General features: G+C 70.8%; 25 protein-coding genes, 1 pseudogene and 1 riboswitch. Of the genes and pseudogenes, 13 read left to right on the plus strand and 13 right to left on the minus strand.

Annotation, left to right across the window (positions count from 1 at the left end; genetic code table 11):
• Positions 1–16: 16 nt before the first annotated feature.
• On the plus strand, positions 17–1,045 hold the full coding sequence (locus PH203_RS02715; protein WP_289915606.1) for a 6-phosphofructokinase: 1,029 nt from the start codon (positions 17–19) through the stop codon (positions 1,043–1,045).
• 98 nt (positions 1,046–1,143) lie between these two features.
• Positions 1,144–2,139 (plus strand): 2-hydroxyacid dehydrogenase, encoded by a 996-nt coding sequence (locus PH203_RS02720; protein WP_289915608.1) that lies wholly within the window; start codon positions 1,144–1,146, stop codon positions 2,137–2,139.
• Here the strand turns inward: PH203_RS02720 and PH203_RS02725 are convergent.
• Both PH203_RS02725 and PH203_RS49605 read right to left on the minus strand, forming a co-directional pair.
• Positions 2,091–3,980: an anthranilate synthase family protein gene (locus tag PH203_RS02725; RefSeq protein ID WP_289915611.1), complete on the minus strand. Its 1,890-nt coding sequence runs from the start codon at positions 3,978–3,980 to the stop codon at positions 2,091–2,093. The genes PH203_RS02720 and PH203_RS02725 overlap by 49 nt on opposite strands.
• Positions 3,981–4,095: 115 nt before the next feature.
• A complete protein-coding gene (locus PH203_RS49605; RefSeq protein ID WP_171144442.1) occupies positions 4,096–4,164 on the minus strand; it encodes a trp operon leader peptide in 69 nt (22 codons plus the stop codon).
• A gap of 96 nt (positions 4,165–4,260) precedes the next feature.
• Here PH203_RS49605 and PH203_RS02730 point away from each other — a divergent pair, with 96 nt between their 5' ends.
• The gene (locus PH203_RS02730; RefSeq protein WP_289915613.1) at positions 4,261–5,613 is read left to right on the plus strand and encodes a class II 3-deoxy-7-phosphoheptulonate synthase; all 1,353 of its coding nucleotides are present in this window, start codon (positions 4,261–4,263) and stop codon (positions 5,611–5,613) included.
• A 158-nt stretch (positions 5,614–5,771) separates the two neighbouring features.
• On the plus strand, positions 5,772–5,996 hold the full coding sequence (locus PH203_RS02735; RefSeq protein WP_289915615.1) for a (2Fe-2S)-binding protein: 225 nt from the start codon (positions 5,772–5,774) through the stop codon (positions 5,994–5,996).
• Here the strand turns inward: PH203_RS02735 and bfr are convergent.
• Complete coding sequence (gene bfr, locus PH203_RS02740) at positions 5,993–6,472, minus strand: bacterioferritin (RefSeq protein ID WP_079308696.1); 480 nt, start codon at positions 6,470–6,472, stop codon at positions 5,993–5,995. The two genes, PH203_RS02735 and bfr, sit on opposite strands and share 4 nt — an antisense overlap.
• Positions 6,473–6,647: 175 nt before the next feature.
• On the opposite strand from bfr, the gene PH203_RS02745 reads away from it, so the two are divergent.
• Both PH203_RS02745 and PH203_RS02750 read left to right on the plus strand, forming a co-directional pair.
• Positions 6,648–7,280 carry a sulfite oxidase-like oxidoreductase gene (locus tag PH203_RS02745; RefSeq protein WP_289915620.1) on the plus strand — a complete coding sequence of 211 codons (633 nt, stop codon included), beginning with the start codon at positions 6,648–6,650 and terminating at the stop codon, positions 7,278–7,280.
• 143 nt (positions 7,281–7,423) lie between these two features.
• Positions 7,424–7,699, plus strand: coding sequence for a hypothetical protein (locus PH203_RS02750; protein ID WP_289915622.1), 276 nt, complete (start codon positions 7,424–7,426; stop codon positions 7,697–7,699).
• Positions 7,700–7,715: 16 nt separating this feature from the next.
• Here PH203_RS02750 and PH203_RS02755 read toward each other — a convergent pair whose 3' ends face one another.
• From PH203_RS02755 to thiO, 5 genes are all read right to left on the minus strand, one after another.
• Positions 7,716–8,576: a deoxyribonuclease IV gene (locus tag PH203_RS02755; RefSeq protein WP_289915624.1), complete on the minus strand. Its 861-nt coding sequence runs from the start codon at positions 8,574–8,576 to the stop codon at positions 7,716–7,718.
• A gap of 83 nt (positions 8,577–8,659) precedes the next feature.
• A complete protein-coding gene (gene pknB / locus PH203_RS02760) occupies positions 8,660–10,591 on the minus strand; it encodes a Stk1 family PASTA domain-containing Ser/Thr kinase (RefSeq protein WP_289915626.1) in 1,932 nt (643 codons plus the stop codon).
• Between the two features lie 160 nt (positions 10,592–10,751).
• Positions 10,752–11,546, minus strand: a complete 795-nt coding sequence (locus PH203_RS02765) for a thiazole synthase (RefSeq protein WP_289915627.1) — start codon at positions 11,544–11,546, stop codon at positions 10,752–10,754.
• 3 nt (positions 11,547–11,549) lie between these two features.
• Positions 11,550–11,750 (minus strand): sulfur carrier protein ThiS, encoded by a 201-nt coding sequence (gene thiS, locus PH203_RS02770; protein ID WP_289915629.1) that lies wholly within the window; start codon positions 11,748–11,750, stop codon positions 11,550–11,552.
• A complete protein-coding gene (gene thiO, locus PH203_RS02775) occupies positions 11,747–12,934 on the minus strand; it encodes a glycine oxidase ThiO (RefSeq protein ID WP_289915633.1) in 1,188 nt (395 codons plus the stop codon). Before thiO ends, thiS begins: the two co-directional genes overlap by 4 nt.
• Positions 12,932–13,043: riboswitch (TPP riboswitch) on the minus strand. (Overlaps the previous gene by 3 nt.)
• A gap of 52 nt (positions 13,044–13,095) precedes the next feature.
• Between thiO and PH203_RS02780 the strand changes: the two genes are divergently transcribed.
• From PH203_RS02780 to PH203_RS02810, 7 genes and pseudogenes are all read left to right on the plus strand, one after another.
• Positions 13,096–13,446 (plus strand): hypothetical protein, encoded by a 351-nt coding sequence (locus tag PH203_RS02780; protein ID WP_289915635.1) that lies wholly within the window; start codon positions 13,096–13,098, stop codon positions 13,444–13,446.
• Positions 13,447–13,514: 68 nt separating this feature from the next.
• Entirely contained in the window at positions 13,515–14,699 is a 1,185-nt protein-coding gene (locus tag PH203_RS02785) for an FAD-dependent oxidoreductase (protein ID WP_289916615.1), read from the plus strand.
• Between the two features lie 89 nt (positions 14,700–14,788).
• Positions 14,789–15,160 carry an Rv2175c family DNA-binding protein gene (locus PH203_RS02790; protein WP_289915638.1) on the plus strand — a complete coding sequence of 124 codons (372 nt, stop codon included), beginning with the start codon at positions 14,789–14,791 and terminating at the stop codon, positions 15,158–15,160.
• A gap of 115 nt (positions 15,161–15,275) precedes the next feature.
• Positions 15,276–15,388: pseudogene (locus PH203_RS02795) on the plus strand (response regulator transcription factor); the annotation flags it as partial.
• Between the two features lie 618 nt (positions 15,389–16,006).
• Positions 16,007–16,657, plus strand: coding sequence for a thiamine phosphate synthase (thiE, locus tag PH203_RS02800; RefSeq protein WP_289915640.1), 651 nt, complete (start codon positions 16,007–16,009; stop codon positions 16,655–16,657).
• A gap of 110 nt (positions 16,658–16,767) precedes the next feature.
• Positions 16,768–17,691, plus strand: coding sequence for a methylenetetrahydrofolate reductase [NAD(P)H] (metF, locus tag PH203_RS02805; RefSeq protein WP_289915641.1), 924 nt, complete (start codon positions 16,768–16,770; stop codon positions 17,689–17,691).
• Between the two features lie 56 nt (positions 17,692–17,747).
• Positions 17,748–18,713 (plus strand): hypothetical protein, encoded by a 966-nt coding sequence (locus PH203_RS02810; protein ID WP_289915643.1) that lies wholly within the window; start codon positions 17,748–17,750, stop codon positions 18,711–18,713.
• 195 nt (positions 18,714–18,908) lie between these two features.
• Here the strand turns inward: PH203_RS02810 and PH203_RS02815 are convergent, their stop codons facing one another.
• The 5 genes from PH203_RS02815 to PH203_RS02835 all read right to left on the minus strand — a co-directional run bounded on the left by PH203_RS02815 (position 18,909) and on the right by PH203_RS02835 (position 25,171).
• Positions 18,909–20,420: an NAD(P)/FAD-dependent oxidoreductase gene (locus PH203_RS02815; protein ID WP_289915646.1), complete on the minus strand. Its 1,512-nt coding sequence runs from the start codon at positions 20,418–20,420 to the stop codon at positions 18,909–18,911.
• A gap of 120 nt (positions 20,421–20,540) precedes the next feature.
• Positions 20,541–21,158: a DUF4126 domain-containing protein gene (locus PH203_RS02820; protein WP_289915648.1), complete on the minus strand. Its 618-nt coding sequence runs from the start codon at positions 21,156–21,158 to the stop codon at positions 20,541–20,543.
• 446 nt (positions 21,159–21,604) lie between these two features.
• Complete coding sequence (locus PH203_RS02825; protein ID WP_289915649.1) at positions 21,605–22,222, minus strand: TetR/AcrR family transcriptional regulator; 618 nt, start codon at positions 22,220–22,222, stop codon at positions 21,605–21,607.
• A 44-nt stretch (positions 22,223–22,266) separates the two neighbouring features.
• On the minus strand, positions 22,267–24,351 hold the full coding sequence (locus PH203_RS02830; RefSeq protein ID WP_289915651.1) for a YhgE/Pip domain-containing protein: 2,085 nt from the start codon (positions 24,349–24,351) through the stop codon (positions 22,267–22,269).
• Positions 24,323–25,171: an ATP-binding cassette domain-containing protein gene (locus PH203_RS02835; RefSeq protein WP_289915653.1), complete on the minus strand. Its 849-nt coding sequence runs from the start codon at positions 25,169–25,171 to the stop codon at positions 24,323–24,325. The genes PH203_RS02830 and PH203_RS02835 overlap by 29 nt, the downstream gene beginning before the upstream one ends.
• Positions 25,172–25,305 lie beyond the last annotated feature (134 nt).

Here is a 25,305-nt window from a genome sequence, read left to right on the forward strand (position 1 = left end):
GCGAAGGGACATTTCCATGCGGGTCGGAGTACTGACCGGAGGCGGCGACTGCCCCGGGCTCAACGCCGTCATCCGGGGCATCGTCCGCAAGGGCGTGCAGGAGTACGGCTATGACTTCGTCGGCTTCCGGGACGGCTGGCGGGGGCCACTGGAGAACGACACCGTCCGTCTCGACATCCCCGCCGTACGCGGCATCCTGCCCCGCGGCGGCACCATCCTCGGCTCCTCGCGGACCAACCCCCTGAAGGCCGAGGGCGGCATCCGGCGCATCAAGGAGAACCTCGCCAAGCAGGAGGTCGAGGCGCTCATCGCCATCGGCGGCGAGGACACCATGGGGGTCGCGGCGCGGCTCACCGACGAGTACGGGGTGCCCGTCGTCGGCGTACCGAAGACCATCGACAACGACCTGTCCGCCACCGACTACACCTTCGGCTTCGACACCGCCGTCGGCATCGCCACGGAGGCCATCGACCGGCTGCACACCACCGCCGAGTCGCACATGCGGGTCCTGGTCTGCGAGGTCATGGGCCGGCACGCAGGCTGGATCGCCCTCCACTCCGGCCTCGCCGGCGGCGCCAACGTCATCCTCATCCCCGAACAGCGCTTCGACGTCGACCAGGTGTGCGCCTGGATCACCTCCCGCTTCAAGGCCTCGTACGCCCCGATCGTGGTCGTCGCCGAGGGGGCCATGCCGAAGGACGGTGACGTGGTCCTCAAGGACGAGTCGCTCGACTCGTTCGGGCACGTCCGGCTGTCCGGCGTCGGCGAGTGGCTGGCCAAGGAGATCGAGAAGCGGACCGGCAAGGAGGCCCGGACGACCGTCCTCGGGCACATCCAGCGCGGCGGCACCCCGAGCGCCTTCGACCGCTGGCTGGCCACCCGGTTCGGTCTGCACGCCATCGAGGCGGTACGGGACGGCGACTTCGGCAAGATGGTCGCGCTGCGCGGCACGGACATCGTGCGGGTGCCGATCGCGGAGGCGACGGCGAAGCTGAAGACGGTCGACCCGAAGCTGTACGAGGAAGTCGGGGTGTTCTTCGGCTGAGGCTTCCTTCGAGGCTTCCCTGGACCGGCGCCGGACCGGCGCGCATGGGTTATGGGCCGTATATTCGGCCCATAACCCACCAGAAGGGGAGCCCTTTCGTGGAGATCCTGGCCTTCGGAGTGCAAGCGGACGAGAAGCCCCTGATCGAGCGGGCCTTCCAGGGCCACCACGAGGTCCGCTGCCTGGACGTCTTCCTCAACGAGGACACCGCCCCCATCGCCGCCGGGTACGAGGCCATCTCCACCAGCGTCAACGCCGAGCTCGGCGCCCGTGTCCTGGAGGTCCTCGCCGCCGGCGGCACGCGGATGATCGCCCAGCGGTCCACCGGGTTCAACAACATCGACCTCAAGGTGGCGGAGCGGCTCGGCATGACGGTCGCCCGGGTCTCGTACTACTCGCCGTACTCCGTCGCCGAGTTCGCCTGGACCCTCGCCATGGCGGTCAACCGCCGTATCGTCCGCGCCGCCATCCGCACCCGCGACTTCGACTTCCGCCTGGACGGCCTGATGGGCCGCGACATGTACGGCCGCACCGTCGGCGTCCTCGGCACCGGCAAGATCGGCGAGGCGTTCACCCGGATCGCCCATGGCTTCGGCATGAAGCTGCTCGGCTGGGACGTCGCCGAGAACCCGGCCTGCAGGGAACTCGGCATGACATACGTTTCCAAGGAGCAGCTTCTCGCCGAGTCCGACCTGGTCACCCTGCACGTCCCGCTGATGCCGGAGACGCAGCACCTCATCGACGCCGACGCCCTGAAGGCCATGAAGGACGACGCGATCCTGGTGAACTCCAGCCGCGGTGGCCTGATCGACACCGCCGCGCTCGTCACCGAACTGCGCGCCGGCCGCTTCACGGGCGTCGGCCTCGACGTCTACGAGGCCGAGGCGGGCCTGTTCTTCCTCGACAAGTCCCTCGAAGCCATCGAGGACGACACCCTGGCCCGCCTGGTCACCTTCCCGAACGTCCTGGTCACGTCCCACCAGGCGTACTACACCGAGGACGCCGTCGGCCAGATCGTCGACGCCACGGTGAAGAACGTTCTCGACTACAGGGCCGGCCGCCGCTCCGAGAACGTGCTCGTCCCCCGCAGCTGACCCATCAACTCCCGTACGACCGCTGCCCCGTTCAGCGACAGCACCGACTCCGGGTGGAACTGCACCCCCGCGAACCCGGCTCCGCGCAGCGCATGCACCTCACCCGACCCGCTCCGGCTCACCTCGACCCCGTGCGCGCCGAGCTCCGCCGCCGTCTCGTCGTCGCAGTACGCCACGAAGCTGTTGTAGAACCCGACCGTCTCCTGGCGCCCGAACAGATCGATCGTCGTCTGCGCCCCCTGGTACGGCACTTCCTTCCGTACGATCTCCAGCCCCAGCTCCGCCGCCACCAGCTCGTGTCCGAGGCAGACCCCGAGCACACCGTGCCGGTTCTCGCGGATGACGTGCGCGGTCAGGTCTCGCAGGAAGCTCATCTTCGGGTCGGTCAGGTCGGAGGGGTCACCCGGGCCGGGGCCCAGGACGACCGGTCCCTCATGCGCGAGGACCGCCTCCCGCAGCCCCGCTTCGTCGTAGCGCCGGACGGTCACCTCAAGGCCGCTCGACCGCAGTACGTGCGCCAGCATCGCCGTGAACGTGTCCTCCCCGTCGACGACCAGCGTGTGCCCGCTCGGCTCCGCGTCCTTCCCGGGGGCTTCCTGCATCCGCAGCCAGAACGGCGCGAGCGACGACCGGCGCCCGTCCAGCGCGGCACGCACGCGTGGGTCGTCGGCGAGACGCACGCGCGCGTGCTCCGCACGGGGCCGGGACGGCCGTACCCCGAGTGCCGCCAGCACCCCCGCCGCCTTCGCGTGGGTCTCGGCCACCTCGCCCGCCGGGTCCGAGCCGCGGACGAGGGTCGCGCCGACCGGCACGCGCAGCCGTCCGTCCGCATCGATGTCCGCCGTACGGATCAGGATGGGGGAGTCCAGTGTCTGCGCCCCGCCGGAATCCCGGCCCAGCAGCGCCAGCGCACCCGCGTAGTACCCCCGCCCCCCGACCTCGTGCCGCTCGATGACCCGGCAGGCGTTCTGCACCGGCGACCCGGTGACGGTCGCCGCGAACATGGTCTCCCGCAGCACCTCCCGCACATCCAGCGAGGACTTGCCGCGCAGCTCGTACTCGGTGTGCGCGAGATGCGCCATCTCCTTCAGCCGCGGCCCGATCACCACCCCGCCCATGTCGCCGACCGTGCACATCATCTTGAGCTCCTCGTCGACGACCATCGACAGCTCCTCGATCTCCTTGGAGTCGGCGAGGAAGTCCAGCAGGTGCTCGGGGGTGGGGCCTTCGGCCGGGTAGCGGTACGTCCCGCTGATCGGGTTCATCACGACCGTGCCGCCGGACATCCGCACGTGCACCTCGGGGCTCGCCCCGACCAGGGTCCGGTCGCCGGTGTGGACGACGAACGTCCAGTACGCACCCCGCTCGCCTTCGAGCAGCCGCCGGAACAGCGCCAGGGCGTCGGCGCGTCCGAACCCCGGGATCGCACCCTCGTACGTCCGCCGGATCACGAAGTTCGCGCCCTCGCCCTGTCCGATCTCCTCGCGCAGGACACGTCCGACGATCTCGGCGTACTCCTCGTCACCGACGTCGAAGCCACCGCCCTCGACACGCACCCCGTGCGCCGGGAGCTGCTCCAGCGCTTCGGCGAGCGGGATGTCGTACGACTCCTCGGGGGTCAGCACCGCGAGGGGTGTGCCGTCGTCGCGGACGTCGAAGCCGCGCTCGCGGATCTGTCGGAAGGGGATCAGGGCGAGGCCCTCGTCGGGCAGGTCGGCGAGGCGGTCGTACGTGGTGACCGGGCCGAGGAGCAGCTCGACGGTCTGCTCGTCATGGCCCGGTGTGCGGCGGCGCAGCAGGGCGAACGGGCGGGGATCGTCGAGCAGGTCGGTCAGATGCATGGGTCCGGTGTCCTTCTCGGTCGGAACTCACTGGGAATTCACTGGGAGGAACGGGCCCCGGAAACGCCGAAGGCCGCCCCTCGGGCGGCCTTCGCGAAGTCTTGCGTACGCGCAGTCAGTGGGCCGCCGGATGAGCGGTCCACCACCAGTTCTGGATCGTGTTCTGGGTCGAAAGCGCGAACATGCGACGCACCCTACCCCATGTCCGCACCGTGTACCCCGTGTCTCATTTGCTGGGCATGCGGCAGGAGCCACGACACGACCCCGTAATGTTGAGGCCGTGACCGTGAACGCTAAGACCAGCGCGAGCGCTGGCAACACCTGGCGAGACCTGCCCGCGGCGCAGCAGCCCGAGTACCCCGACCTTGAGGCTCTGCGCGCAGTCGTTGCGGACCTCGAGTCGTATCCGCCGCTCGTCTTCGCGGGCGAGTGCGACCAGCTGCGCGCCCGGATGGCGGCCGTCGCCAAGGGAGAGGCGTTCCTCCTCCAGGGCGGCGACTGCGCCGAGGCCTTCGACGCGGTGAGCGCCGACCACATCCGCAACAAGCTCAAGACGCTGCTGCAGATGGGCGCGGTGCTGACGTACGCCGCCTCGGTGCCGGTCGTGAAGGTCGGGCGGATCGCCGGCCAGTACTCCAAGCCGCGCTCCAAGCCGACCGAGACCCGCGACGGCGTCACCCTGCCGACCTACCGCGGCGACTCCGTCAACGGCTTCGACTTCACCGAGGCCGCCCGCGTCCCGGACCCCGAGCGGCTGAAGCGGATGTACCACGCGTCCGCCTCCACGCTCAACCTGGTCCGCGCCTTCACCACCGGCGGTTACGCCGACCTGCGCCAGGTGCACGCCTGGAACCAGGACTTCGTGAAGTCGTCCCCGTCCGGCCAGCGCTACGAGCAGCTCGCGCGGGAGATCGACAACGCGCTGAACTTCATGCGGGCCTGCGGCACGGACCCGGAGGAGTTCAAGACGGTCGAGTTCTACGCCTCCCACGAGGCGCTGCTCCTCGACTACGAGTCGGCGCTGACCAGGGTCGACTCCCGTACGGGCCGGCTGTACGACGTCTCGGGCCACATGGTCTGGATCGGTGAGCGCACCCGGCAGCTGGACGGCGCGCACATCGAGTTCGCCTCGAAGATCAGCAACCCGATCGGGATCAAGCTGGGCCCGACGACGACGGCCGAGGACGCGCTGCAGTACATCGAGCGCCTCGACCCGGACCGTGAGCCGGGCCGTCTCACCTTCATCGTGCGGATGGGCGCGGACAAGGTCCGCGACAAGCTGCCCGAGCTGGTCGAGAAGGTCACCGCCTCGGGCGCGACCGTGGCCTGGGTGACGGACCCGATGCACGGCAACACCTTCGAGGCGGCCTCGGGGCACAAGACCCGTCGCTTCGACGACGTGCTCGACGAGGTCAAGGGCTTCTTCGAGGTCCACAAGTCGCTGGGCACCCACCCGGGCGGCATCCACGTGGAGCTCACCGGTGACGATGTCACCGAGTGCGTGGGCGGCGGCGACGAGATCTTCGTCGACGATCTGCACCAGCGCTACGAGACGGCCTGCGACCCCCGGCTCAACCGCAGCCAGTCGCTTGACCTGGCGTTCCTCGTGGCCGAGATGTACAGGGACCAGTAAGGGTTCTGCCCATTACAGGGATATGACGTGGGGCGCGGATCACATACGATCCGCGCCCCACGGCACTTTTGCGGCCCCTTGGCGGCGGGTAAGGTTAGGTTAGCCTCACCGATCATCGGGACGGCACGACTTATCGATCCCGTGGGGAGGTGGACCGCGTGTATGTCTGCAGTTGCTTCGGCATCACCGAGCAGCAGGTCAAGAAACACGCGGCGGACGGCGCCTGCACCCCCCGTCAGATAGCCTCCGCCTGCAAGGCCGGCACCGACTGCGGTTCCTGTGTGCGGCGCATTCAGGCGCTGCTCGGCCGGGGTGCCTGTCCGCGCCGTGAGCTCGCGGACCAGGGGCAGCCGGTCCTCGCCGAGCTGGACGAGGCGGCCTAGCTCTCCGGCTGCTCGATCAGCTGTGCGATGTAGAGCGCCTCGCCGAGCTTCTCCAGAAGCTCCAGCTGGGTGTCGAGGTAGTCGATGTGGTGCTCCTCGTCCTCGAGGATCGACTCGAAGATGTTCGCGGACGTGATGTCGCCCTTGGCGCGCATCACCTCGATACCGCGCTTGAGGCGGTCGATCGCCTCGACCTCGATCTGCCGGTCGGCCTCGAACATCTCCTTGACCGTCTGTCCGACCCGGACATGGAACAGCCGCTGGTAGTTCGGGAGCCCCTCCAGGAACAGGATCCGGTCGGTGAGCACCTCGGCGTGCTTCATCTCGTCGAACGACTCATGGCGCGTGTACTTCGCGAGCTTCGTCCAGCCGAAGTTCTCCTGCATCTTCGCGTGCAGGAAGTACTGGTTGATCGCGGTGAGCTCGCCGGTGAGCTGCTCGTTGAGGAATTCGATGACCTCGGGGTCGCCCTGCATCGCAGAGGCTCCTTCCGATTCGAGGGACTGGCAGGTTGCGCCGCATCCTTGCATCGGCAACGAAGATCGTCCAGTAAGTCTTCACTTAGTAAGTAAGTGCATGCTTAGTCCAATTTGGACCTATTTGGGATCTGGTTGGTCATGTGCACTGCCCCGGGTCTGTCAGGATGGAGTCATGGGTCAGCCGGTGGAACGCGAGTCAGGAGAAGCGGCACACTCCGAGCTTCCGCCGGGGCAGCGAGTGCAGCGCGGCTGGCCGGTCACGCACTACGGCCCGGTCCCCAAGTTCCGCCCCGAACGCTGGGAGTTCCGTGTCTTCGGCGCCACCGCCGACGGTGAGAAGCACTGCTGGAACCACGACGAGTTCACGGCCCTCCCGTACACCACCGTCGAGGCCGATCTGCACTGCGTCACGAAGTTCAGCATGCTCGGCGCGGAGTGGGGCGGCATCCCCGCCCGGACCATCCTGGAGATCGCCCCGCCGGCCCCGGACGTCACCCATGTGATGGTGTGGGCCGAGTACGGATTCAGCTCCAACCTGCGCCTCGCGGACTTCGCCGCCGACCGCACGATCTTCGCCACCCACAAGGACGGCGAGCTGCTGACCGCCGAGCACGGCTTCCCGCTCCGCCTCGTCGTCCCTCATCTGTACGCCTGGAAGGGCCCCAAGTGGGTCCGCGGCGTGGAGTACATGACGGCCGACCGCCGCGGCTTCTGGGAGGAACGCGGCTATCACAACATCGGCGACCCCTGGAAGGAACAGCGCTACTCCTACCAGGAGGGGCCGGGGGACGGACCCGAGCTGTAGCCGCGTGTTCATCGCGTCCGGCCACAGGACGATCATGCCGTTGTCGACCAGTTCCATGGCGGCGATCGACAGGGTGTCCGCGGCCGGCGCCACGACGGTAAGCTCGGGACCTGGTACTACGACAACTGCACGGGGAGCCCTGCATGGCCGTCTTCAACGTGATCTTCTCGGAGGCCGCAGCGCGGGTTCGCGACAGCCTGCCGGACGACCGCCTTGAGGTGCTTCAGCGAGGCCTCGCCATAGTGGCCAAGGACCCCCGTACCAAGATCTCCTCGCCGATCTCCGGTGACGAGAACACGCGCTCCCTGGCGCTGACCCACACCATGGCAGTGGAGTACGTGATCAGCGACGGGCTGCTGATCGTGCTCGTGGTCCACCTGGTCGACACCTCCCACGTGCTGTTCGAGACCGAGGACTGACGTTCCGGAGCCCGCGTCAGCTCGGCCGAAGTTTCTTCAGGCGCTCCACATCCGCCGCATGCCCCTCCTTGCCGCCGGGCGTCTCGATGATCAGCGGTACGCCCTCGGTGGCGGGGTGGGTCATCAGCGCCCGGAACGGATCCTCGCCGATGTGGCCGGCGCCGATGTTCTCGTGCCTGTCCTTGTGGGCGCCGACCACGTCCTTGGAGTCGTTGGCGTGGATCAGCTTCAGCCGGCCCTCGCCGACGGTGTCCACCAGCAGATCGAGGGTCTGGTGCATGCCGGACGGGCCGGTCAGATCGTGGCCCGCCGCGAAGATGTGGCAGGTGTCGAGGCAGATCCCCAGCTTGGGATGGGCGTCCAGAGCCTCGAAGTACGGCCCGAAGTCCCAGGTCCGCGAGCAGAGCGAGGCACCCTGTCCGGCGGTCGACTCCAGGAGCAGGAACGGGTCGTCGTCATGGGTGAGCTCGTCGAGAAGCGGCAGCATGTACTCCCGGACCTGCTTCAACGCCACGGAACGGTCCCGCCCGCCGGTCGCGCTGCCCGTGTGCACGACCACGCCGAGCGCTCCGATCTCCCGCCCGCGCCGCAGCGAGTGCCGCATGCTCTCCACCGACTTCTCCACGGTCGCCTCGGTGTGCGAGCCGAAGTTGATCAGATACGGGGCATGGACGTACGCCGGGATCGACTCCGCCTCGCACGCCGCGCGGAACTCCTCGTCCTGCCGCGGGTTGCCGGCGGGCGTGGCCCAGCCGCGCGGGTTGGCGACGAAGACCTGCACGGTCTCGGCCTTCAGGTCACGGGCGTAGGTCAGGCCGACGGAGTTCAGACCGCCGGCCACGGGGACGTGGCCGCCGACGGGGTTGCGCTGAGTCATCACCCGTTCAGGGTGTCATGCGGCGCGGGGTGCCCCGCCGGCGGATGGCGGTCAGGCCGGTCGGCGGGCTCGGTGGTGCCCGGTCAGCGGATCTCGATGGTGATGGTCGAGCCCTTGGGAGCGGTCTGACCGCCCTCCACGGACTGGCTTTTGACCGTGTCACCGAAGAGCCCGAGGATGCCCCGGTCCTCGTCGACCTCGAAGCCGGCGGCCTCCAGCTCGGCCTTCGCGTCGTCGACCTTGTCGCCGACCACGTCCGGGACCTCGACCATCTCAGGGCCCTTGGAGATCGTCAGCGTCACGGTGTCGCCCTCGGCGGCCTCGCTGCCCTGCTCCGGGGTCTGTGCGGCGACGAGACCCTTGTCGTACTCGGAGTTGACCTGCTCGGTGGCGACCTTCACCTTCAGGCCCGCCTCCTCCAGGTCGGCCTTGGCGTCCTCCAGGCTCTCGCCGGTGACCTCCGGGACGTCCACCGGGCTGCCCTTGCTGACGACCAGGGCGACGGCCGCGCCCGAGCGGAGCGTGGTGCCCGGCTCCGGGTCGGTGCTGATCACCATGCCCTTGATGACGTCGTCGCTGAACTCCCGGGTCACCATGCCCGCCTGGAGGCCGTCGTTCTTGAGCCGCTCCCTCGCCTTGTCGAGCCGCAGGCCCTTCAGGTCGCCCAGCTGCACGGTCTCGGGACCCTTGGAGATGGTCAGGGTCACCGAGTCGTTGGAGCGGATGCGGGTGCCGACGGTCGGGTCCGAGTTGATGACCCGGCCGCGCTTGACGGTGTCGCTGTACTCCCGCTTCACCGTGCCCACTTCGAGGCCGGCCGCCTCCAGCCGGTCCTCGGCCTGTGCCTCCGTCTTTCCGATCAGCGCCGGGACCTTGGTGAACTGACCGGAGTTGATGTACCAGACGCCGGCGCCCACGCCGAGGATCAGCAGGAGGGCGACGACGATCGCGAGCGGCCCGCGCGGGGGGCCCGAACGGCGGCGCCGGGGCGGAGGGGGCGGCGGGGTCTCGAACCGGCTTGTGCGGTTGAGGCCGGGCTCGCCCTCGGGCTCGTTGACCGGCAGCGGCCTCGGCACGGTCAGCGAGCGCGGGATCACGCTCGTGCGGTCCTCGGCGTTGCTGTGCTGGGTGGTCAGCGCCTGCGGCGGGACCATGTCCAGCTGGTCCGCGCCGAGCGCCGCACGCGCCTCGCGGGCCTGGGCGAGCAGCGCCACCGCGTCATGGGGGCGGAGGTCCGGGGCACGGGCGGTCGCCGACGCCACCAGCTCGTCCAGCTCGAACGGCAGCCCCGGCACGATCGCCGAGGGCGGTGGCACGTCCTCGTGGAGATGCTTGTAGAGCACGATCGCGGGGGACTCCCCGTCGTGCGGCTTCTCGCCGGTCAGCATCTCGTACAGCACGACACCGCACGCGTACACGTCGACGCGGGCGTCGGCGGCGCCCGGCTGCTCGATCTGCTCGGGGGCGAGATAGGAGACGGTGCCGAGCACGGCACCGCTGGTGTTGGTGACGGTGTCGACGGACCGGACCAGACCGAAGTCGGCGACCTTGACCCGGCCGTCGTCCCCTATCAGCACGTTCTCCGGCTTCATGTCCCGGTGCACGAACCCCGCGCGGTGCGCGGCGCCGAGCGCGGCCAGGACCGGCTCCAGGATGTCGAGCGCGGCCCGCGGCTGCAGCGCCCCGCGGTCGCGCAGCACGTCCCGCAGGGTGCAGCCGGCCACGTACTCCATGGCGAGATAGACGTACGACCCGTCGGTGCCCTGGTCGAAGACCTGCACCACATTGGGGTGGGCGAGCCGGGCGACGGACTTGGCCTCGCGGATGAACCGGTCGACGAAGGTGCCGTCGGCGGCGAGGCCCGGGTGCATCACCTTCAGCGCGAGCACGCGGTCGAGGCGGGTGTCCACGGCCCGGTAGACCGTGGCCATCCCGCCGACCGCGATCCGCGCGTCCACGCGATAGCGGCCGTCGAGCACCTGCCCGACCAGAGGGTCCTGAAGGGTCGTATCCACGCAGGTGAGTGTACGAGCCGAGACTGACAGGGCCGGGGGTTCGGGCGAGATCGGGGCGGGACTGAAGCCGTCCTGTGACGGACGTCGCAACGACTTTCGGCCTGCCTCGAACGTGCGTTCAGGACGAGACGGGCGAGGCGGACGCGACGGGCGGGCCGGGTCAGAACGCCGGGCGTTCCGGGTCGAGCCGCGCCAATCCCGTGGTGGGGGACGAGGCTTCGGCGAAATGGCGCTTGGGGATGCGCCCCGCCCGGTACGCCAGCCGGCCCGCCTCCACCGCGTGCCGCATGCCGTGCGCCATCAGCTCCGGCTCCTGCGCCCGGGTCACCGCTGAGGCGAGCATCACACCCGCGCACCCCAGCTCCATCGCCAGCGCCGCGTCCGACGCCGTGCCCGCTCCCGCGTCCAGGATCACCGGCACGCGCGCGTGATCGACGATCAGCTGGAAGTTGTGCGGGTTGCGGATGCCGAGCCCGGAGCCGATGGGGGAGCCCAGCGGCATGATCGCCGCGCAGCCCACGTCCTCCAGCTTGCGGGCCAGAACCGGATCGTCGTTGGTGTACGGCAGCACCGTGAAACCGTCGTCGACCAGGGTCTCGGCCGCGTCCAGGAGCTCGATGGGGTCCGGCAGCAGGGTGCGCTCGTCGGCGATGACCTCCAGCTTGACCAGGCCGGTGCCGAGGGCCTCGCGCGCGAGGCGGGCCGTCAGCACGGCCTCCCCGGCGGTGAAACAGCCCGCCGTGTTCGGCAGCACCTGGATGCCCAGCCTGGTCAGCACCGACAGGACGGAACCGTGCACGTTCGGGTCCACGCGCCGCATCGCGACCGTCGTCAGCTCGGTGCCCGAGGCGATCAGCGCCCGCTCCAGCACATCCAGGCTGGGCGCCCCGCCGGTGCCCATGATCAGACGGGACGAGAACGTCGTACCGCCGAGGACGAAGGGATCGTCGGCCATGGGTCAGCCTCCTTGGACGGCGGTGAGGACCTCGACGCGGTCTCCCTCGGTCAGGGACGTCGACGACCACTGTCCGCGCGGGACGACGGTTTCGTTGAGGGCGGCGGCCACTCCGGAGGGCGCCGGGGTGAGGGTGCGTACGACGGTGTCGAGAGCCGTGCCGGGAGCGAACTCCCGCGGCTCCCCGTTGACGGAGATGTTCATGCGGGCTGCTCCGTGAGGTGCGTGGCGAGGCCGGTGGCCCGGCGCCCGGCGGCGAATCGCCTCGGCGTGAACGGGCGGACCTCGTCCGGCAGTTCGCCGGTGGTCAGTACGTCGGCCATCGCGTCGCCGGTGACGGGCGTGAGCAGTACGCCGTTGCGGTAGTGGCCGGTCGCGAGGAGAAGCCCCGGCAGCTCGGTCGGACCGAGCAGCGGCGCGTTGTCCGGGGAGCCGGGGCGCAGTCCCGCGCGGGTCTCCGTGAGCGGCAGCTCGGTGATGCCCGGCACCAGTTCATGGGCGTCGCGCAGCAGCTCGTACACCCCGCCCGCGGTCACCGTGGTGTCCCAGCCCAGCTCCTCGCTGGTCGCGCCGATCACCAGCTCGCCGTTCTCGCGCGGCACCAGGTAGACATGGCTGCCGCGGACCATGGCGCGCACGGTCCGGTTCAGGAAGGGCGCGAACCGCTGCGGCACGGTCAGCCGCAGCACCTGGCCCTTCACGGGGCGCACCGGTGGCAGTACGTCGTCGGGGACCCCGGCGAGACGGCCGCTGAGGCTGCCCGCGGCGAGGACGACCTGGCCGGCGGCCAGCCGGGTGCCGCCGGTCGCCGTGAGGCCGGCGGCCCGGTCCCGTACGAGGTCCAGGCGCTCGGCCCAGAGCCGATGGAAGACCACGCCCGCGTGCTCGCACGCCGCCATGAGGGCCTTGATCAGCCGCCGGGGGTCGATCTGGTGGTCGCCGTCGACCCGCAGCCCGCCGCGCACGCCCGGCGCGAGCATCGGCTCCAGGCGCCGGCACTCCCGCCCGGACAGCCACTCCGACTCCAGGCCCGACTCCCGCTGCAGGGCGTGGAGTTCGCGCAGGTGGGAGCGGTCGTCGGAGTCCAGCGCGACGGCGAGTGTGCCGCAGCGGCGGTAACCGAGGTCCTGGCCGGTCAGCTCGGTCAGTTCCGCTGCGAACTGCGGATAGCGGCGGGCCGAGGCGAGGTTCAGGCCCAGCAGGGTCTGCTCGCCGTAGTGCAGTTCCGTGACGGCGGCCAGCATCCCGGCGGCCACCTGGGCGGCCCCGCCGCCCGGTTCGGGGTCCACGACGGCCGTGGCGAAACCGCGCTGCGCGGCCCGCCAGGCCGTGACGAGGCCGATGATTCCGCCCCCGACGACGAGGACGTCTGACGTACGTGAGGACATGGGCGTCCAGCCCCTCCCTTCGCCGGCATGACCCGGATCAGGTTCGTACGGTCGGAGGCCGCCAGCCTCCCTCTCAGCCCGGTGCGTCCGGGCTCCCGCGAGTGCTCTACGTTGGCCACCCTAGCCCGACGTCGTATGTCTCAGTAAGGGAGCCTCTCTCGGTGGCACGCTCGCTCGACGGTCTCGTCCTCGCCCCCGTCGCCGACCAGGCCCCAGGTCAGGTGGGTACCCGGACCCGGTTCACGTACCACGAGAAGGACGGCGAGATCTGGGCCGAGTACACGGGCGGGGACGTCGTGCGCGGGCATCTCGTGGGTACCCGGACGGGGGACCGGCTCGACTTCCGGTACGTCCAGCTCAAGCACGACGGGACGACCTCGTCCGGGCACTGCGTGTCCACGGTCGTGGAGCTGCCCGACGGCCGGGTCCGGCTCCAGGAGACCTGGGAGTGGGAGTCGCAGAGGGGCAGCGGGACGAGCGTTGTGGAGCAGGTCACGGTGCAGAGCCGCTGACTGACAATTTGTCAGTTGTCTATGGTGATCCGGTGAGCGAGCAGCAGACGACGAGGTCGCAGCGGCGAGTGGTCGTGGTCGGCGCGGGCATGGCCGGCGTACAGACCGCGGTCGCCCTGCGCGAACAGGGCTTCACCGGCACCGTGACGCTGATCGGCGCGGAGCCCCACCAGCCGTACGACCGGCCGCCGCTGTCCAAGGCCGTACTGCTCGGCAAGGCCGAGGGCTCCGCCTTCGACGTCGACTTCGAGGCGCTCGGCATCGAACTGCAACTCGGCCGCGAGGTGCTGGGCGTCCGCTCCGACGCCCATCTGCTCGACACGGTGGACGGGCCCGTCCCGTACGACGTCCTGGTCCTGGCCACCGGCGCCGAACCGATCCGGCTGCCCGGCACGGAGGGCGTCCCCGGCGTCCATCTGCTGCGCACCCTCGACGACGCCGAGCGGCTGCGGCCCGTGCTCGCCCGGCAGCACGACATCGTGGTCGTCGGCGCGGGCTGGATCGGCGCCGAGTTCGCCACCGCCGCGCGCGAGGCGGGCTGCGCGGTGACGGTCGTGGAGGCCGCCGACCGGCCGCTCGCGGGGGCGCTGCCCGCGGACGTGGCCGCGCCGATGACCTCCTGGTACGAGGACGCGGGAGCGGTGCTGCGCACCCACGCGCGCGTGGCGGGCATCGAGCCGGGCTCGGTCGTCCTCGACGACGGCTCGCGACTGCCCGCCGACGCGGTGGTCGTCGGCATCGGGGCCCGCCCCGCCACGTCCTGGCTGACCGGCTCGGGCATCGACTTGGGCGCGCACGGCGAGGTCGTCGCCGACGACCGGCTGCGCACCTCCGCGCCGGACGTCTACGCGGTCGGCGACTGCGCCTCCTTCCCCTCGGGACGGTACGGCGAGCGCCTGCTGGTCCATCACTGGGACAACGCGCTCCAGGGCCCGCGCACGGTGGCGGCGAACATCATCGGCGAGACCCCCGGGATCTACGACCCGGTCCCGTACTTCTGGTCCGAGCAGTTCGGCCGCTTCGTCCAGTACGCCGGCCATCACACGTCCGCCGACACGGTCCTGTGGCGCGGCGACCCGTCCGGCCCGGCCTGGACGGTCTGCTGGCTGCGCGAGAGGCGCCTGGTCGCCCTGCTGGCGGTGGGCCGGCCACGGGATCTGGCCCAGGGGCGGCGGCTGATCGAGGCGGGGACGGAGCTGGACCCGGAGCTTCTCGGGGACCCGGCGAAGCCGCTGAAAGCGGCGGTGGCGTAGGAGGCGGCGTAGGGTTCGGGTCCGGTCGGAACCCCAGGTCGGACGGCCCTGGCTTCCGACTGTCAGTGCGGGATGGCAGGCTTGTTGTCGTGACCGAGATTGACGCAAAGATCGATGCTCTCGTCCCCGCCTGGCTCACCCTCCCCGACATCGCGGAAATCCTCGATGTCGAGGTGACGCGTGTGCGGCAGCTGGTCAAGGAGGGCCAGCTCATCGCCGTACGCCGTGGTGAGAACCGTGCCCTGCACGTCCCCGCCGCCTTCATCGACGGGGCCGAGAAGAAGGTGGTCAAGGGCCTCACCGGAACCCTGACGCTCCTTCGGGACGACGGCTTCACCGACGAAGAGATGCTGGAGTGGCTCTTCACCCCCGACGACAGCCTGCCGGGCACCCCGGCCCAGGCGCTCAGCGAGAACCGCGGCACGGAGGTGAAGCGGCGGGCGCAGGCGCTGGCGGTGTGAGACGGGCCGGGGGCGGGGGCTTGCTGGAGTAGGGGCCGGATTCAGGTTCCGGGCTTGGCCCTTGGGCCTGGGCCTGGGCTTCGGGCCTTGGGCCGCGCGGCCGGGCCCCAGGGCCCGGGTTCTGGTGCTCAGGCTGCGGGCCCTCGACCGCGCGGCGCCCACAACCGGCCTCCCGCACGCGAGATCGCGGGCCTGCGCCTCGATCCGTTCCGCCGCGAGGTCTACCGTGGCTTCGGCCGGGATTCCGGGGCCGGGTGCCGGGCCTTGCGCGGCCGGGCCACGGGGTCGGGGTCTGCCCTCGACTTCGCGCGGATAGCACTGGGGTCGGGATTCATGGGCTCGGCCTGGGGGTCCGGGATCCGGGGCGGACGGGGGCGCGGCTGTGGGGTCGTGGTCGTGGGGCCGCCGAGGCAATTCGCGCCCTGGGTCCGTGGTCCGGGACGCGTGCGGGTGGACCGGGGCCGATGGGCTGGGCCCAGGACTCCGGCCTGTGTGCAGGGTGTGGCCGCGGGGCTGGACTCGTGGGACCGCCGAGGCAATTCGCGGATGTGGCTCCAGGGATCACTCCGGTGACCTGTGGGTTTGCCGGAGAAGCTGGGACGGATCCGTCGATCGCCGCCCCGGGGCCGGGCACGGGCCGTCGGACCGGGCGGCGGCGCCCCCGCCCTTGCCAACCCGCCCTCGCTCCTGCCCCCCGACCCTGGCTCCTGGCACTGGCCCCTGCCCCCGCCCCGCCGCCAGCGCCCGCCGCAGGCCCCTGTCCCTCACCTGTGATTCACTACCGCCCGCCGAGGCCGACCGCACTCGACCCCGGCCCGTACGCCACCGACACCGGGGGACACCGTCATGCCCGACACCGCACGCACCCAGCTCGCCGACGCCCGCGTCTACCTGTGCACGGACGCCCGTAAGCGGCAGGGCGACCTGCCGGAGTTCCTCGACGCCGTGCTGGCCGGCGGGGTCGACATCGTGCAGTTGCGGGACAAGAGCATGGAGGCCGCCGAGGAACTGGAGCATCTGGAGGTCTTCGCCGACGCCTGCGCCCGGCACGGAAAGCTGCTCGCGGTCAACGACCGGGCCGATGTCGCCCACGCCGCCCGCGCCGACGTGCTCCACCTCGGCCAGGGCGACCTGCCCGTCCCCGCCGCCCGTGCGATCCTCGGCGACGACGTCCTCATCGGGCGCTCCACGCACGCCGAGCGGGAAGCCGCCGCGGCGGCCGCCCAGGAGGGCGTCGACTACTTCTGCACCGGTCCGTGCTGGCCGACCCCCACCAAGCCCGGCCGTCACGCACCCGGCCTGGACCTGGTCCGGTACACCGCGGGCCTGGGCACCGACCGCCCCTGGTTCGCCATCGGCGGCATCGATCTGGGCAACCTCGACGAGGTGCTGGAGGCGGGCGCCCGGCGGGTCGTCGTCGTACGGGCCATCACGGAGGCGGACGATCCGGGGGCCGCGGCCGCGGAGTTCGCGAAGCGGCTCCGGAACCGGGCGTGAACCAGGCGTGACGGACCCCGCCTGTCCGATGGGTGGACAACAAATCGACAAAATGGGCAAATTTCCCTGATCTGGTTGGGTGGCCGCCGCCCCCTGGCTAACCTGCGGGTATGGCCCTCGGAACCGCATCCACCAGGACGGACCGCGCACGTACCGTGCGCGACATGCTCGCGACGGGCAAGGCGACGTACTCCTTCGAGTTCTCGGCGCCGAAGACCCCCAAGGGTGAGCGGAACCTGTGGAGTGCGCTCAGGAGGGTCGAGGCGGTCGCCCCGGACTTCGTCTCCGTGACGTACGGAGCCGGCGGTTCCACCCGCGCGGGCACGGTCAAGGAGACCCAGCAGATCGTCGCGGACACCACACTGACGCCGGTCGCCCACCTCACCGCGGTCAACCACTCCATCGCCGAACTGCGCAACATCATCGGCCAGTACGCCGACGCCGGGATCCGCAACATGCTCGCCGTGCGCGGCGACCCGCCCGGTGACCCCATGGGCGACTGGGTCGCGCACCCGAGCGGTCTGACCTACGCCGCCGAACTCGTCCAGCTCATCAAGGAGTCGGGCGACTTCTGCGTAGGTGTCGCGGCCTTCCCGGAGATGCACCCGCGCTCCGCGGACTGGGACACCGACGTGGCGCACTTCGTCGACAAGTGCCGCGCCGGGGCCGACTACGCCATCACGCAGATGTTCTTCCAGCCGGAGTCCTACCTACGGCTGCGTGACCGGGTCGCCGGGGCCGGGTGCGAGACTCCGGTCATTCCCGAGATCATGCCGGTGACCAGCGTGCGGATGCTGGAGCGGCTGCCGCAGCTCAGCAACGCCGCCATCCCCTCCGTCCTGAAAGAGCGGATCGTCACAGCCAAAGACGATCCGGCCGCTGTACGCTCCATTGGCATCGAGTTCGCCACGGAGTTCTGTGCGCGGCTGCTGGCCGAGGGAGTGCCCGGGCTGCACTTCATCACGCTCAACAACTCCACGGCGTCGCTGGAAATCTACGAGAACCTGGGCCTGCACCACCCATCGCAGGCCTAGACCGGCCGCACGGATATACGACACACTGCGTAGCGGTCACTGGGAGAGGGGCGTACATGGGCTGGACGGTCCTCTACATCGCGTTCGGAATCGTCGCGCTGTGGTTGCTCGGCGAGGTGCTGCTGCAGTACAAGGCGCGGCTGCGCTGGCGGCTGCTCGCTTTCGCCGGCTTCCTGGGCGTGGTTCTCGGTGTGCTCATCCCGTCGGTGATCGTCATCGGCCTAGGGGCCGCTGCCTTCGCGGTCGGCCAGACCTACGTCACCCTCTCCTTCCGCCGCGGCTTCGCCGAGGGCTGGGCGGTCAACCCGCCGGCCGCCCTTGAGGGCCTCACCGGCGGCAAGCGCCTCGGCCGCCGGGAACGCGGCCGCGAGGAGCCGACCTTGGAGGTCTCCGACCTCGAGGCGAGGGACCCCGGTTACGGCCACGAGGACGACTACGCCCCGGCGTCGGCCACGGCCGGTTACGGCCAGGACGACTACGACCGCGACGACGTCTTCACCCCCGCCCGCCCCGCCGCGGCCGCCGAGACCACCGCGGTCTACGAGCCGCAGCCCCTGCCCGACGACACCGGCTCCTACGGCATATACCGCGACAACAACGCCTACGCCGCCGGCGACGGCACCTACGCCGGCCAGGACCAGTACGCGACGGCCGCCCAGGGCGCCGACCAGTCCTACGGATACGACGGCACGTACACCGGCTACGACCAGCAGAACTACGGCTACGACACTTCCGGCGGCCAGCAGCAGTACGCCGCCTACTCCGACCCGTACATCGGCACCCAGACCTACGGCGGCTACGACACCTCCTACGGCGGTCAGCAGCAGTACGGCCAGCAGGCCTACGGCCAGGACCAGTACGGCAACGCCACGTACGGCGGCGAGACCCCGGCCGGCGGCGTCTGGGTCCCGCAGCAGCGCACCGACGAGACGTACGGCGGCGAACTCCCGCCGGAGCAGCAGTACCCCTACCAGGGCAACGGTCAGCAGGGGAACGGGTACGACGAGCAGTACCGCTTCTGACCGGGCGGGCGCGGCGGGGGACGCGAGGGGCGAGGGACGCGGGCCCCGCGTGGATGCGGGCGTCACTCGCGACGCGGCCGCCGGTGACCACATCCACGTGGCCGTGACCGGAAGCCGCAGCCGTCACTGACCGGGTGGCGCCGTCAGCGCGCGCCCCGTGTCACCGAGTCCCGGAGTGGCACCGAACCCCGGCGGTCACTGAGAGCCCCGGAACTCCGGACCCTCCACGATCAGCCCCGCCACCAGCGCGCCCGACATCCCGGCGTGCGGGAGGCCGCCGCCCGGGTGGGACCAGCCGCCCACGGTGAACAGGCCCGGTATCTCCGTCCGGTTGGACGGGTGCAGGAAGGTGCCCTCAGCCGCGGCCAGCGCGGGTGCGGGGACGCCACCGCCCTCGGCGCCCGTCTCCTCCCGCGTGTGCACCGGCGTACGGACCTCGCGCCACAGGGTCCGCCCGCGCAACCCCGGGACCGCGCGCTCGGCGGCGGCGACCATCCGGTCGGCGAAGGCGTCGGCGGCACCGGCGGCCGTCCAGTCGTACCGCGTCTGGGACGGCACCGTCGCCGTGAGCACCACGGACTCGTGTCCCTCGTCGGGGCGCAGCGCCGGGTCGTCCGGACGGTCGATCCGGACGGTCGGGTCCGCGGGCGGCTCGCCCAGCCCGAAGGCGCCCAACTCGGCCTCCCGGTCCGGGGTGTGCACGACCGTGCGATGCGCGGCCCCGGCCTCACGGGCCCCGCGCAGCGCCAGACAGACCACGACCCGGCCCGGGGACATGCCCTCGGGGCTCGGGCTCACGGCCTCGGCGCCGTACAGCTCACGCCCGCGCGTCAGATCGCCCAGTCGCCAGGGTCCGGTGCCGACGACGAAGTCCGCCTCCGCCACCGTCCCGTCGGCCAGCTCGAGACCCGCCGCCCGGCCCTCCTTCTCCAGCACCCCCGCGACCTCGGCGCCGAAGTGGAACTCCACCCTGCGCGCCACGCACCGCTCGTACACCGCGCGCGCCAACTCCCGCAGGCCGCCCCGGACATACCAGGTACCGAAGGCGTGCTCCATGTACGGCAGCACCGCAGCGCTCGCCGGGGCGACCCGGGGGTCCAGACCGTATGCGAGCGCGTGGCTCTCCAGCAGGGCGACGAGCCTCGGGTCGCGCAGCTCCCAGGCGCCGACCTCGGCGAGCGTGCTGGCCCGGCGGGTGCGCAGCAGCTTCTTGTGGGGGACCGACGGATAGGGCTCACGGCCGGCCAGCACCGACCAGTTGGGCCAGAGGGGCTCTTCCAGGAGCGGTCTGCGGGTGCGGTCCCAGGCCTCTCGGGCCCGGACCAGGAAGTCGCCCCAGCGGTCGCCGGCGCCGGAGCCCAGTGCCTCGTCCAGCGCCGAGACGACGCCCGCGCGAGAGGCGTTCGGCAGCGACACCTGCGTGCCGTCCGCGAAGACGTGCCGCGACGACGGGTCGACCTGGACCAGCTCGACGACCGACTCCAGCGGCTCCTTGCCGGTCTTGATGAACAGATCGCGGTGGACCGCGGGCAGCGGGAGGAGCCCCGGGCCGGTGTCGAAGGCGAACCCGTCGCGCTCGAGACGGCGCACCGCACCGCCGTACGTCTCCGTACGCTCGTACACCGCCACCCGGTGGCCCGCGACGGCCAGCCGGGCAGCGGCCGCCATCGCGCCCATCCCGGCGCCGATCACCGCAATCCGTGCCATGCCTGCGACTTTATCCGCCGCCACTGACAGTCCATGCCGGGGCCGGGGGGCGGGGGCACCGCTGAGGTCGACGGGAGTGCGTCGACCTGGCGTCGGGCAGCACGACCGGCCCGCCGGGGTTCACCAGCCCGGTGGGTGGCCCGTCCGGCCCGCGAGCCGTTTCTCCTCCCGCCGTTGGGCCCGGCGGCGCAGGAACCTTCGGATCCGGGAGATCAGGAAGACGAGTATCACCAGGCCGCCGATGAGCAGTACGGCCGCGATGATCGCCGCCGCCTGCGGATTGAATATGGCGAACGTGATGATCCCGCCGACCCCGAGATCCTCGGCCAGGCTCACGATCACATTGCTGAACGGCTCAGGCGAGCTGTTGACCGCCATCCGCGTCCCGGCCTTGACGGCATGGCTGGCCAGCGCCGTCGAACCGCCGAGGAGACCCGCGGCCACGTCGTTGAGCGAGCCGCTCTGCCCGGCGAGCACGGCCCCGACCCAAGCGCCTGCGGCAGGGCGGATCACCGTGTGGACCGAGTCCCACGCCGAGTCGACGTACGGGATCTTGTCCGCGACCGCTTCGCACAGGAACAGCACGCCCGCTGTGACGAGGACCTCAGGGCGCTGGAGCGTCTCGGGGACGTCGTCGCTCACTCCGGTGGCGCCGAAGACGCCGAGGAGCAGCACGACGGCGTACGCGTTGATTCCGCTGGCCCAGCCGCTGGTGAAGACGAGAGGGAGTACCGACACGGACGCGATCGTAACCACTGGGCAACGGGGCGTCCTGGGTCTGAGTGCGTACTTCTGAGTATGCGTACCTAGTGGGTGAGATGAGTACGCGCGCGGATGGGGGCCGACCTGCGCGAACGAGAGAGTGGAGCCACGGAGAAGGGGAACGGCTCCGGAACCGGCGACACGGGGCGCCGGAATCGGAGCCGCCCCCGATCCGCTCCTTCCGCCGACGCGAGTCGGCGGGAGCGAGGCACGGGGGACCCGGGGGAACGACCGAACGGGGGTCCAACGGGGGAACACAGGGGGTACGGGGGAACACGGGGGAACACGGGGGAACACGGGGGAAACGGGGGAGCACGAGAAGGCGCCGGTTCGAGGTGGCCCGCGGGGGACGCGGCCACATCGGACCGGCGCTTTCGTCTGTCTACGCGCGCGTACCCGCGTTTCCAGAGCCCACCACCGTCTCAGCCACGGCCGCTCACCCGCCCCTGCAGCAGCCGGGACAGCGCCGAGTGCACATCGTCCAAGGTGCGCTCCGGCTGGAACGCTTTCCAGTCCAGCGCGGCCACCAGCACCATGCCGACCAGCGCGGACGCGGTCAGCGAGACATCGATCGCCTCGTGGAACTCGCCGTTCTCGATGCCCTCGACCAGCACGCCCTCGACGACCGCCACCGCCTGCTGGCGCACCACCATGAGCGTGGACTGCCAGGCCCGGTTGGTGCGCCACAGCTCGGCCACGTACAGCTGGGTGAAGGCCGGATAGCGGTCGATGAAGACCAGGCCCGCCCGGATCATCGCGTCCAGGGCGTCCGTCTTGCTGCCGCCCCCCGCCTCGGTCCGCTCCGCCGCCTCCTTCAGGGAGGCGGTCAGCAGTCCCACACCGTGCCGCAGCAGCTCCTCGAAGAGGACCGACTTGCTCGCGAAGTTGTAGTAGACCGTGCCCTTCGCCACCCCGGCCCGCTCGGCGATCTCGTCGACCGTCGTGGCGGAGAAGCCCTGCTCCGCGATGAGTGTCACGGCCGCCTCGTAGAGCTTCTGCCGGGTGGCCTCGCGGCGCGTACTGCCGCTGCTGCTTTCCATGGTCCCGATTCTCACAGCAACCGGGGACCCGGAGGTCGTCGAGGTCACAGGCTCAGCTCCGGGTGCAGTCGGTCGAGCGTCCACACCTGGCGGCGGCGGGCCGAGACCGCGGTCAGCGCGAGGGCACCCGCGGTGAAGGCGACGAGCACCACGCACGCGTGCCACACCGGACCGAGACCACCGCCCGTGATGAGCCGGCGCAGCGCCTCCACGACGTAGCTCATCGGCAGGAAGGGGTGGAGCGCGTTGAAGAAGCCCGGGCTGGTCTGCACGGGGTAGGTGCCGCCCGCGGACGTCAGCTGGAGCATCAGGAAGGCGAGCACGAGGATCCGGCCCGCCGCCCCGAAGCGGGCGTTCAGCCACTGCACGATCGCCGCGAAGCACGCCGTGACCAGGAACAGGAAGCCCACGGTTCCGGCCGCCCGCACCATCTGCAGGCCGATCGCCCAGTGCAGCACCGACATCAGGGCCACCGTCTGCAGCACCCCGACCGCCACCACCGGCAGCCAGCCCGCCAGCGCGATCCGCCACGCGGGGGCGCCCGCGGCGAGCGCACGCCGGTTCATGGGCGCCATCAGCATGTACGCCACCATGGCGCCCACCCACAGGGAGAGCGGGATGAAGTACGGGGCGAATCCGGTGCCGTAGTTGGGCGCCTTGTGCAGATCCCTGGAGACCAGCTGGACGGGGTCGGCCATCACGCCGGTGCGCTGGTCGCGGTCGGCCTTGTCGTAGTCGGGGATCTGCTCCGCGCCGTCGTGCAGTCCGTCCGAGAGCTTCCCGGAGCCGTCGACGAGCTTGTACATGCCGCCGTTCAGATCCTCGGCGCCGGTCTTGAGCTCGCCGACCCCCTCGTCCAGGTCGCCGGCGCCGGTCTCGGCCGTACCGAGGCCCGTGTGCAGCTTCTTGGCGCCCGCGGCGACCTTGCCCGCGCCCGCGTTCAGGTCGTTGATCTTGGAGACGGCGTCGTCGAGGTCCTCGGAGAGATGCGGCGCCCGGTCGGCCAGCGCCTGGGCCTGCTTCTGCAGGGTCGCCAGGTTCTTGTCGAGCTTCTTCAGATCGCCGTCCTGGTCGCCCACGAGGGTGTTGATGTCATCGGCGACGGTCGCCACATCGGCGGCCGCGTCCTTGGCCTTCTCCAGGTCCGGGCAGGCCGCGTCGGGCAGTACGGGGTTCTCGCAGCGCGCCTTGTAGACGTCGTTCAGCGTGTCGGACGCCGTACGCGCGCCCTCGGCGGCGGCCGGTGCCGTCTTCACCAGGGTGCCCAGATGCTTGCGGATCGCCTTGCTGGAATCCGCGACGAGCTGGGCGGTGTCACCGATCGTCTTCTCGTTGTCCTCAAGGAACGGGCCGACCTTCGCGGCGACCCCGTTGACCTTGTCGGCGAGCGTCTGCGTGCCCTCCGCGACCTGCTGCGAGCCGTCCTCCAGGTCGCCCGCGCCCGCGTCGAGCTTCGTGATCCCCTTGGACAGCTTGCCGCTGCCGCTCTTGGCGTCCTTCAGCCCGTCGGCGAGATCTTTCGACCCCTTCTCGGCCTTGCCGATGCCGCCCTCCAGCTTGTCCGCGCCCTTGGCCGCCTTGACCGTCGCGCCATGGATGTCGGAGAACGAGATGAAGATCCGGTCCAGGAAGGACCGCGACGCCTTCGTGGACGCGGCCTGGCGCACCTCGCTGAAGACCGTGCGCGAGATCTGGCCGACGATGTAGTTGTTCGCGTCGTTCGTCCGCACCTGAAGCGCACCCGTCTCGGGGGAGTCGCCCGCGTTGGACGCGATCCGCGCGCTGAAGTCGGCCGGCACGGTGAGCGACAGGTAGTACGTGCCGTCCTCCACGCGCGCGCGTGCCTCGGCGGCACTCACCTCGTGCCACTCGAAGACGTCGCTGTCCCGCAGCCCCTTCACGATGTCGTCACCCACCGCGAGCTTCTTCCCCTCGGCGGTCGCCCCCTTGTCGTCGTTCACGAGGGCCACGGGGATGCGGTCGAGCCGGCCGTACGGGTCCCAGAACGACCACAGGTAGAGAGCGCCGTACAGCAGCGGCAGCACCAGCAGCGCGACCAGAGCGGCGCGCGGCAGCTTCCCCCTGCCGAACCGCCGCAGCTCAAGCGCGGCCAGTCGCGGCGATCGCATCGCCGTCCTCCTTCTCCTCGTCGGAGTCCTGGGTGGAGTCCTGGGTGGCGTCTTCGGTGGTGTCTTGGGCGGCCTCTTCGGTGGTGTCCTCGGTGGCGGCCCCCGGGGCGGAGCCCTCGGGTGAGTCCTGGGCGAAGCCCTGTGTGGACACCTTCACGGCGTCCTCGGGAGCCTCGCTGCACACCGCCACCACCGTGGTCCCCGCCTCGGCGATCGACCTCAACAGCGCCCAGACCTCCGCCCGTTCGGCGTCCGACAGCTTCAGATCGGTGTCATCGATCCCGAGCAGCGACGGACGCCCGATCAGCGCCAGCGCGACGGACAGCCGCAGCGCCTCCACCCGCTCCAGATCGCGTACGGCGGTCCGCGAGCCCTTGGGCAGGGACTCCCGGTCGAGTCCGGCGGCGGTCAGGGCGGTGTCGATGCGCAGCTTTGCCTCGGCGGCGCGCTCGGCTCGCGGCCGCAGCAGCCCCCGCAGCGAGTCCCCGAACCGCCGCTGCAGCAGCGCCCGTTCCCGCAGGTGCTCCCCGACGGTCAGGGCCGGGTCGAGGTCGGTGACACCGGCGACGTGGGCCACGGCGCTCACCCGCCGCACCGCCCCCAGGTGCTTCGGCAACCGCGCCCCGCCCACGGCCGCCGTCCCCTCGGACGCCTTCATCCGCCCGGTGAGCGCGAGCAGCAGACAGGTACGGCCCGATCCCGACGGCCCTTCGACCGCGATCAGCGAACCGGGCGCCGCGTCGAGGTCGATCCCGCGGAACGCCCATCCACGCGGCCCCTTGAGCCCGAACCCCTCGGCTGTGACGGCGACTCCGTCCACAGCCCACCCCCTGAATCTCCGAACTGCCGGAAGAACTACCGGAGTTTTTGAACTGACTGGTCAGTGCAAAAAGTAACCCGAACCTTCGATCGAAGCAAAGGCGCAGGTCAGAACGGATTGTCAGTGCCATACCT

Origin of the sequence: Streptomyces sp. S.PB5, from assembly GCF_030403745.1 — a bacterium.
In the GTDB taxonomy this organism is placed as follows: Bacteria; Actinomycetota; Actinomycetes; order Streptomycetales; family Streptomycetaceae; genus Streptomyces.

Bases quoted from the DNA above. Each gene is read 5' to 3' on its own strand.
- thiS (WP_289915629.1), bottom strand. From the start codon at position 11,750: ATGAACATCTCCGTCAACGGGGAGCCGCGGGAGTTCGCTCCCGGCACG.
- bfr (WP_079308696.1), bottom strand. From the start codon at position 6,472: ATGCAGGGCGACCCCGAGGTCATCGAATTCCTCAACGAGCAGCTCACC.
- PH203_RS02725 (WP_289915611.1), bottom strand. From the start codon at position 3,980: ATGCATCTGACCGACCTGCTCGACGATCCCCGCCCGTTCGCCCTGCTG.
- PH203_RS02765 (WP_289915627.1), bottom strand. From the start codon at position 11,546: ATGGCCGACGATCCCTTCGTCCTCGGCGGTACGACGTTCTCGTCCCGT.
- PH203_RS02810 (WP_289915643.1), top strand. From the start codon at position 17,748: ATGGGCTGGACGGTCCTCTACATCGCGTTCGGAATCGTCGCGCTGTGG.
- PH203_RS02755 (WP_289915624.1), bottom strand. From the start codon at position 8,576: ATGACTCAGCGCAACCCCGTCGGCGGCCACGTCCCCGTGGCCGGCGGT.
- PH203_RS02830 (WP_289915651.1), bottom strand. From the start codon at position 24,351: ATGCGATCGCCGCGACTGGCCGCGCTTGAGCTGCGGCGGTTCGGCAGG.
- thiO (WP_289915633.1), bottom strand. From the start codon at position 12,934: ATGTCCTCACGTACGTCAGACGTCCTCGTCGTCGGGGGCGGAATCATC.
- PH203_RS02745 (WP_289915620.1), top strand. From the start codon at position 6,648: ATGGGTCAGCCGGTGGAACGCGAGTCAGGAGAAGCGGCACACTCCGAG.
- PH203_RS02815 (WP_289915646.1), bottom strand. From the start codon at position 20,420: ATGGCACGGATTGCGGTGATCGGCGCCGGGATGGGCGCGATGGCGGCC.
- PH203_RS02715 (WP_289915606.1), top strand. From the start codon at position 17: ATGCGGGTCGGAGTACTGACCGGAGGCGGCGACTGCCCCGGGCTCAAC.
- thiE (WP_289915640.1), top strand. From the start codon at position 16,007: ATGCCCGACACCGCACGCACCCAGCTCGCCGACGCCCGCGTCTACCTG.
- metF (WP_289915641.1), top strand. From the start codon at position 16,768: ATGGCCCTCGGAACCGCATCCACCAGGACGGACCGCGCACGTACCGTG.
- PH203_RS02825 (WP_289915649.1), bottom strand. From the start codon at position 22,222: ATGGAAAGCAGCAGCGGCAGTACGCGCCGCGAGGCCACCCGGCAGAAG.
- PH203_RS02750 (WP_289915622.1), top strand. From the start codon at position 7,424: ATGGCCGTCTTCAACGTGATCTTCTCGGAGGCCGCAGCGCGGGTTCGC.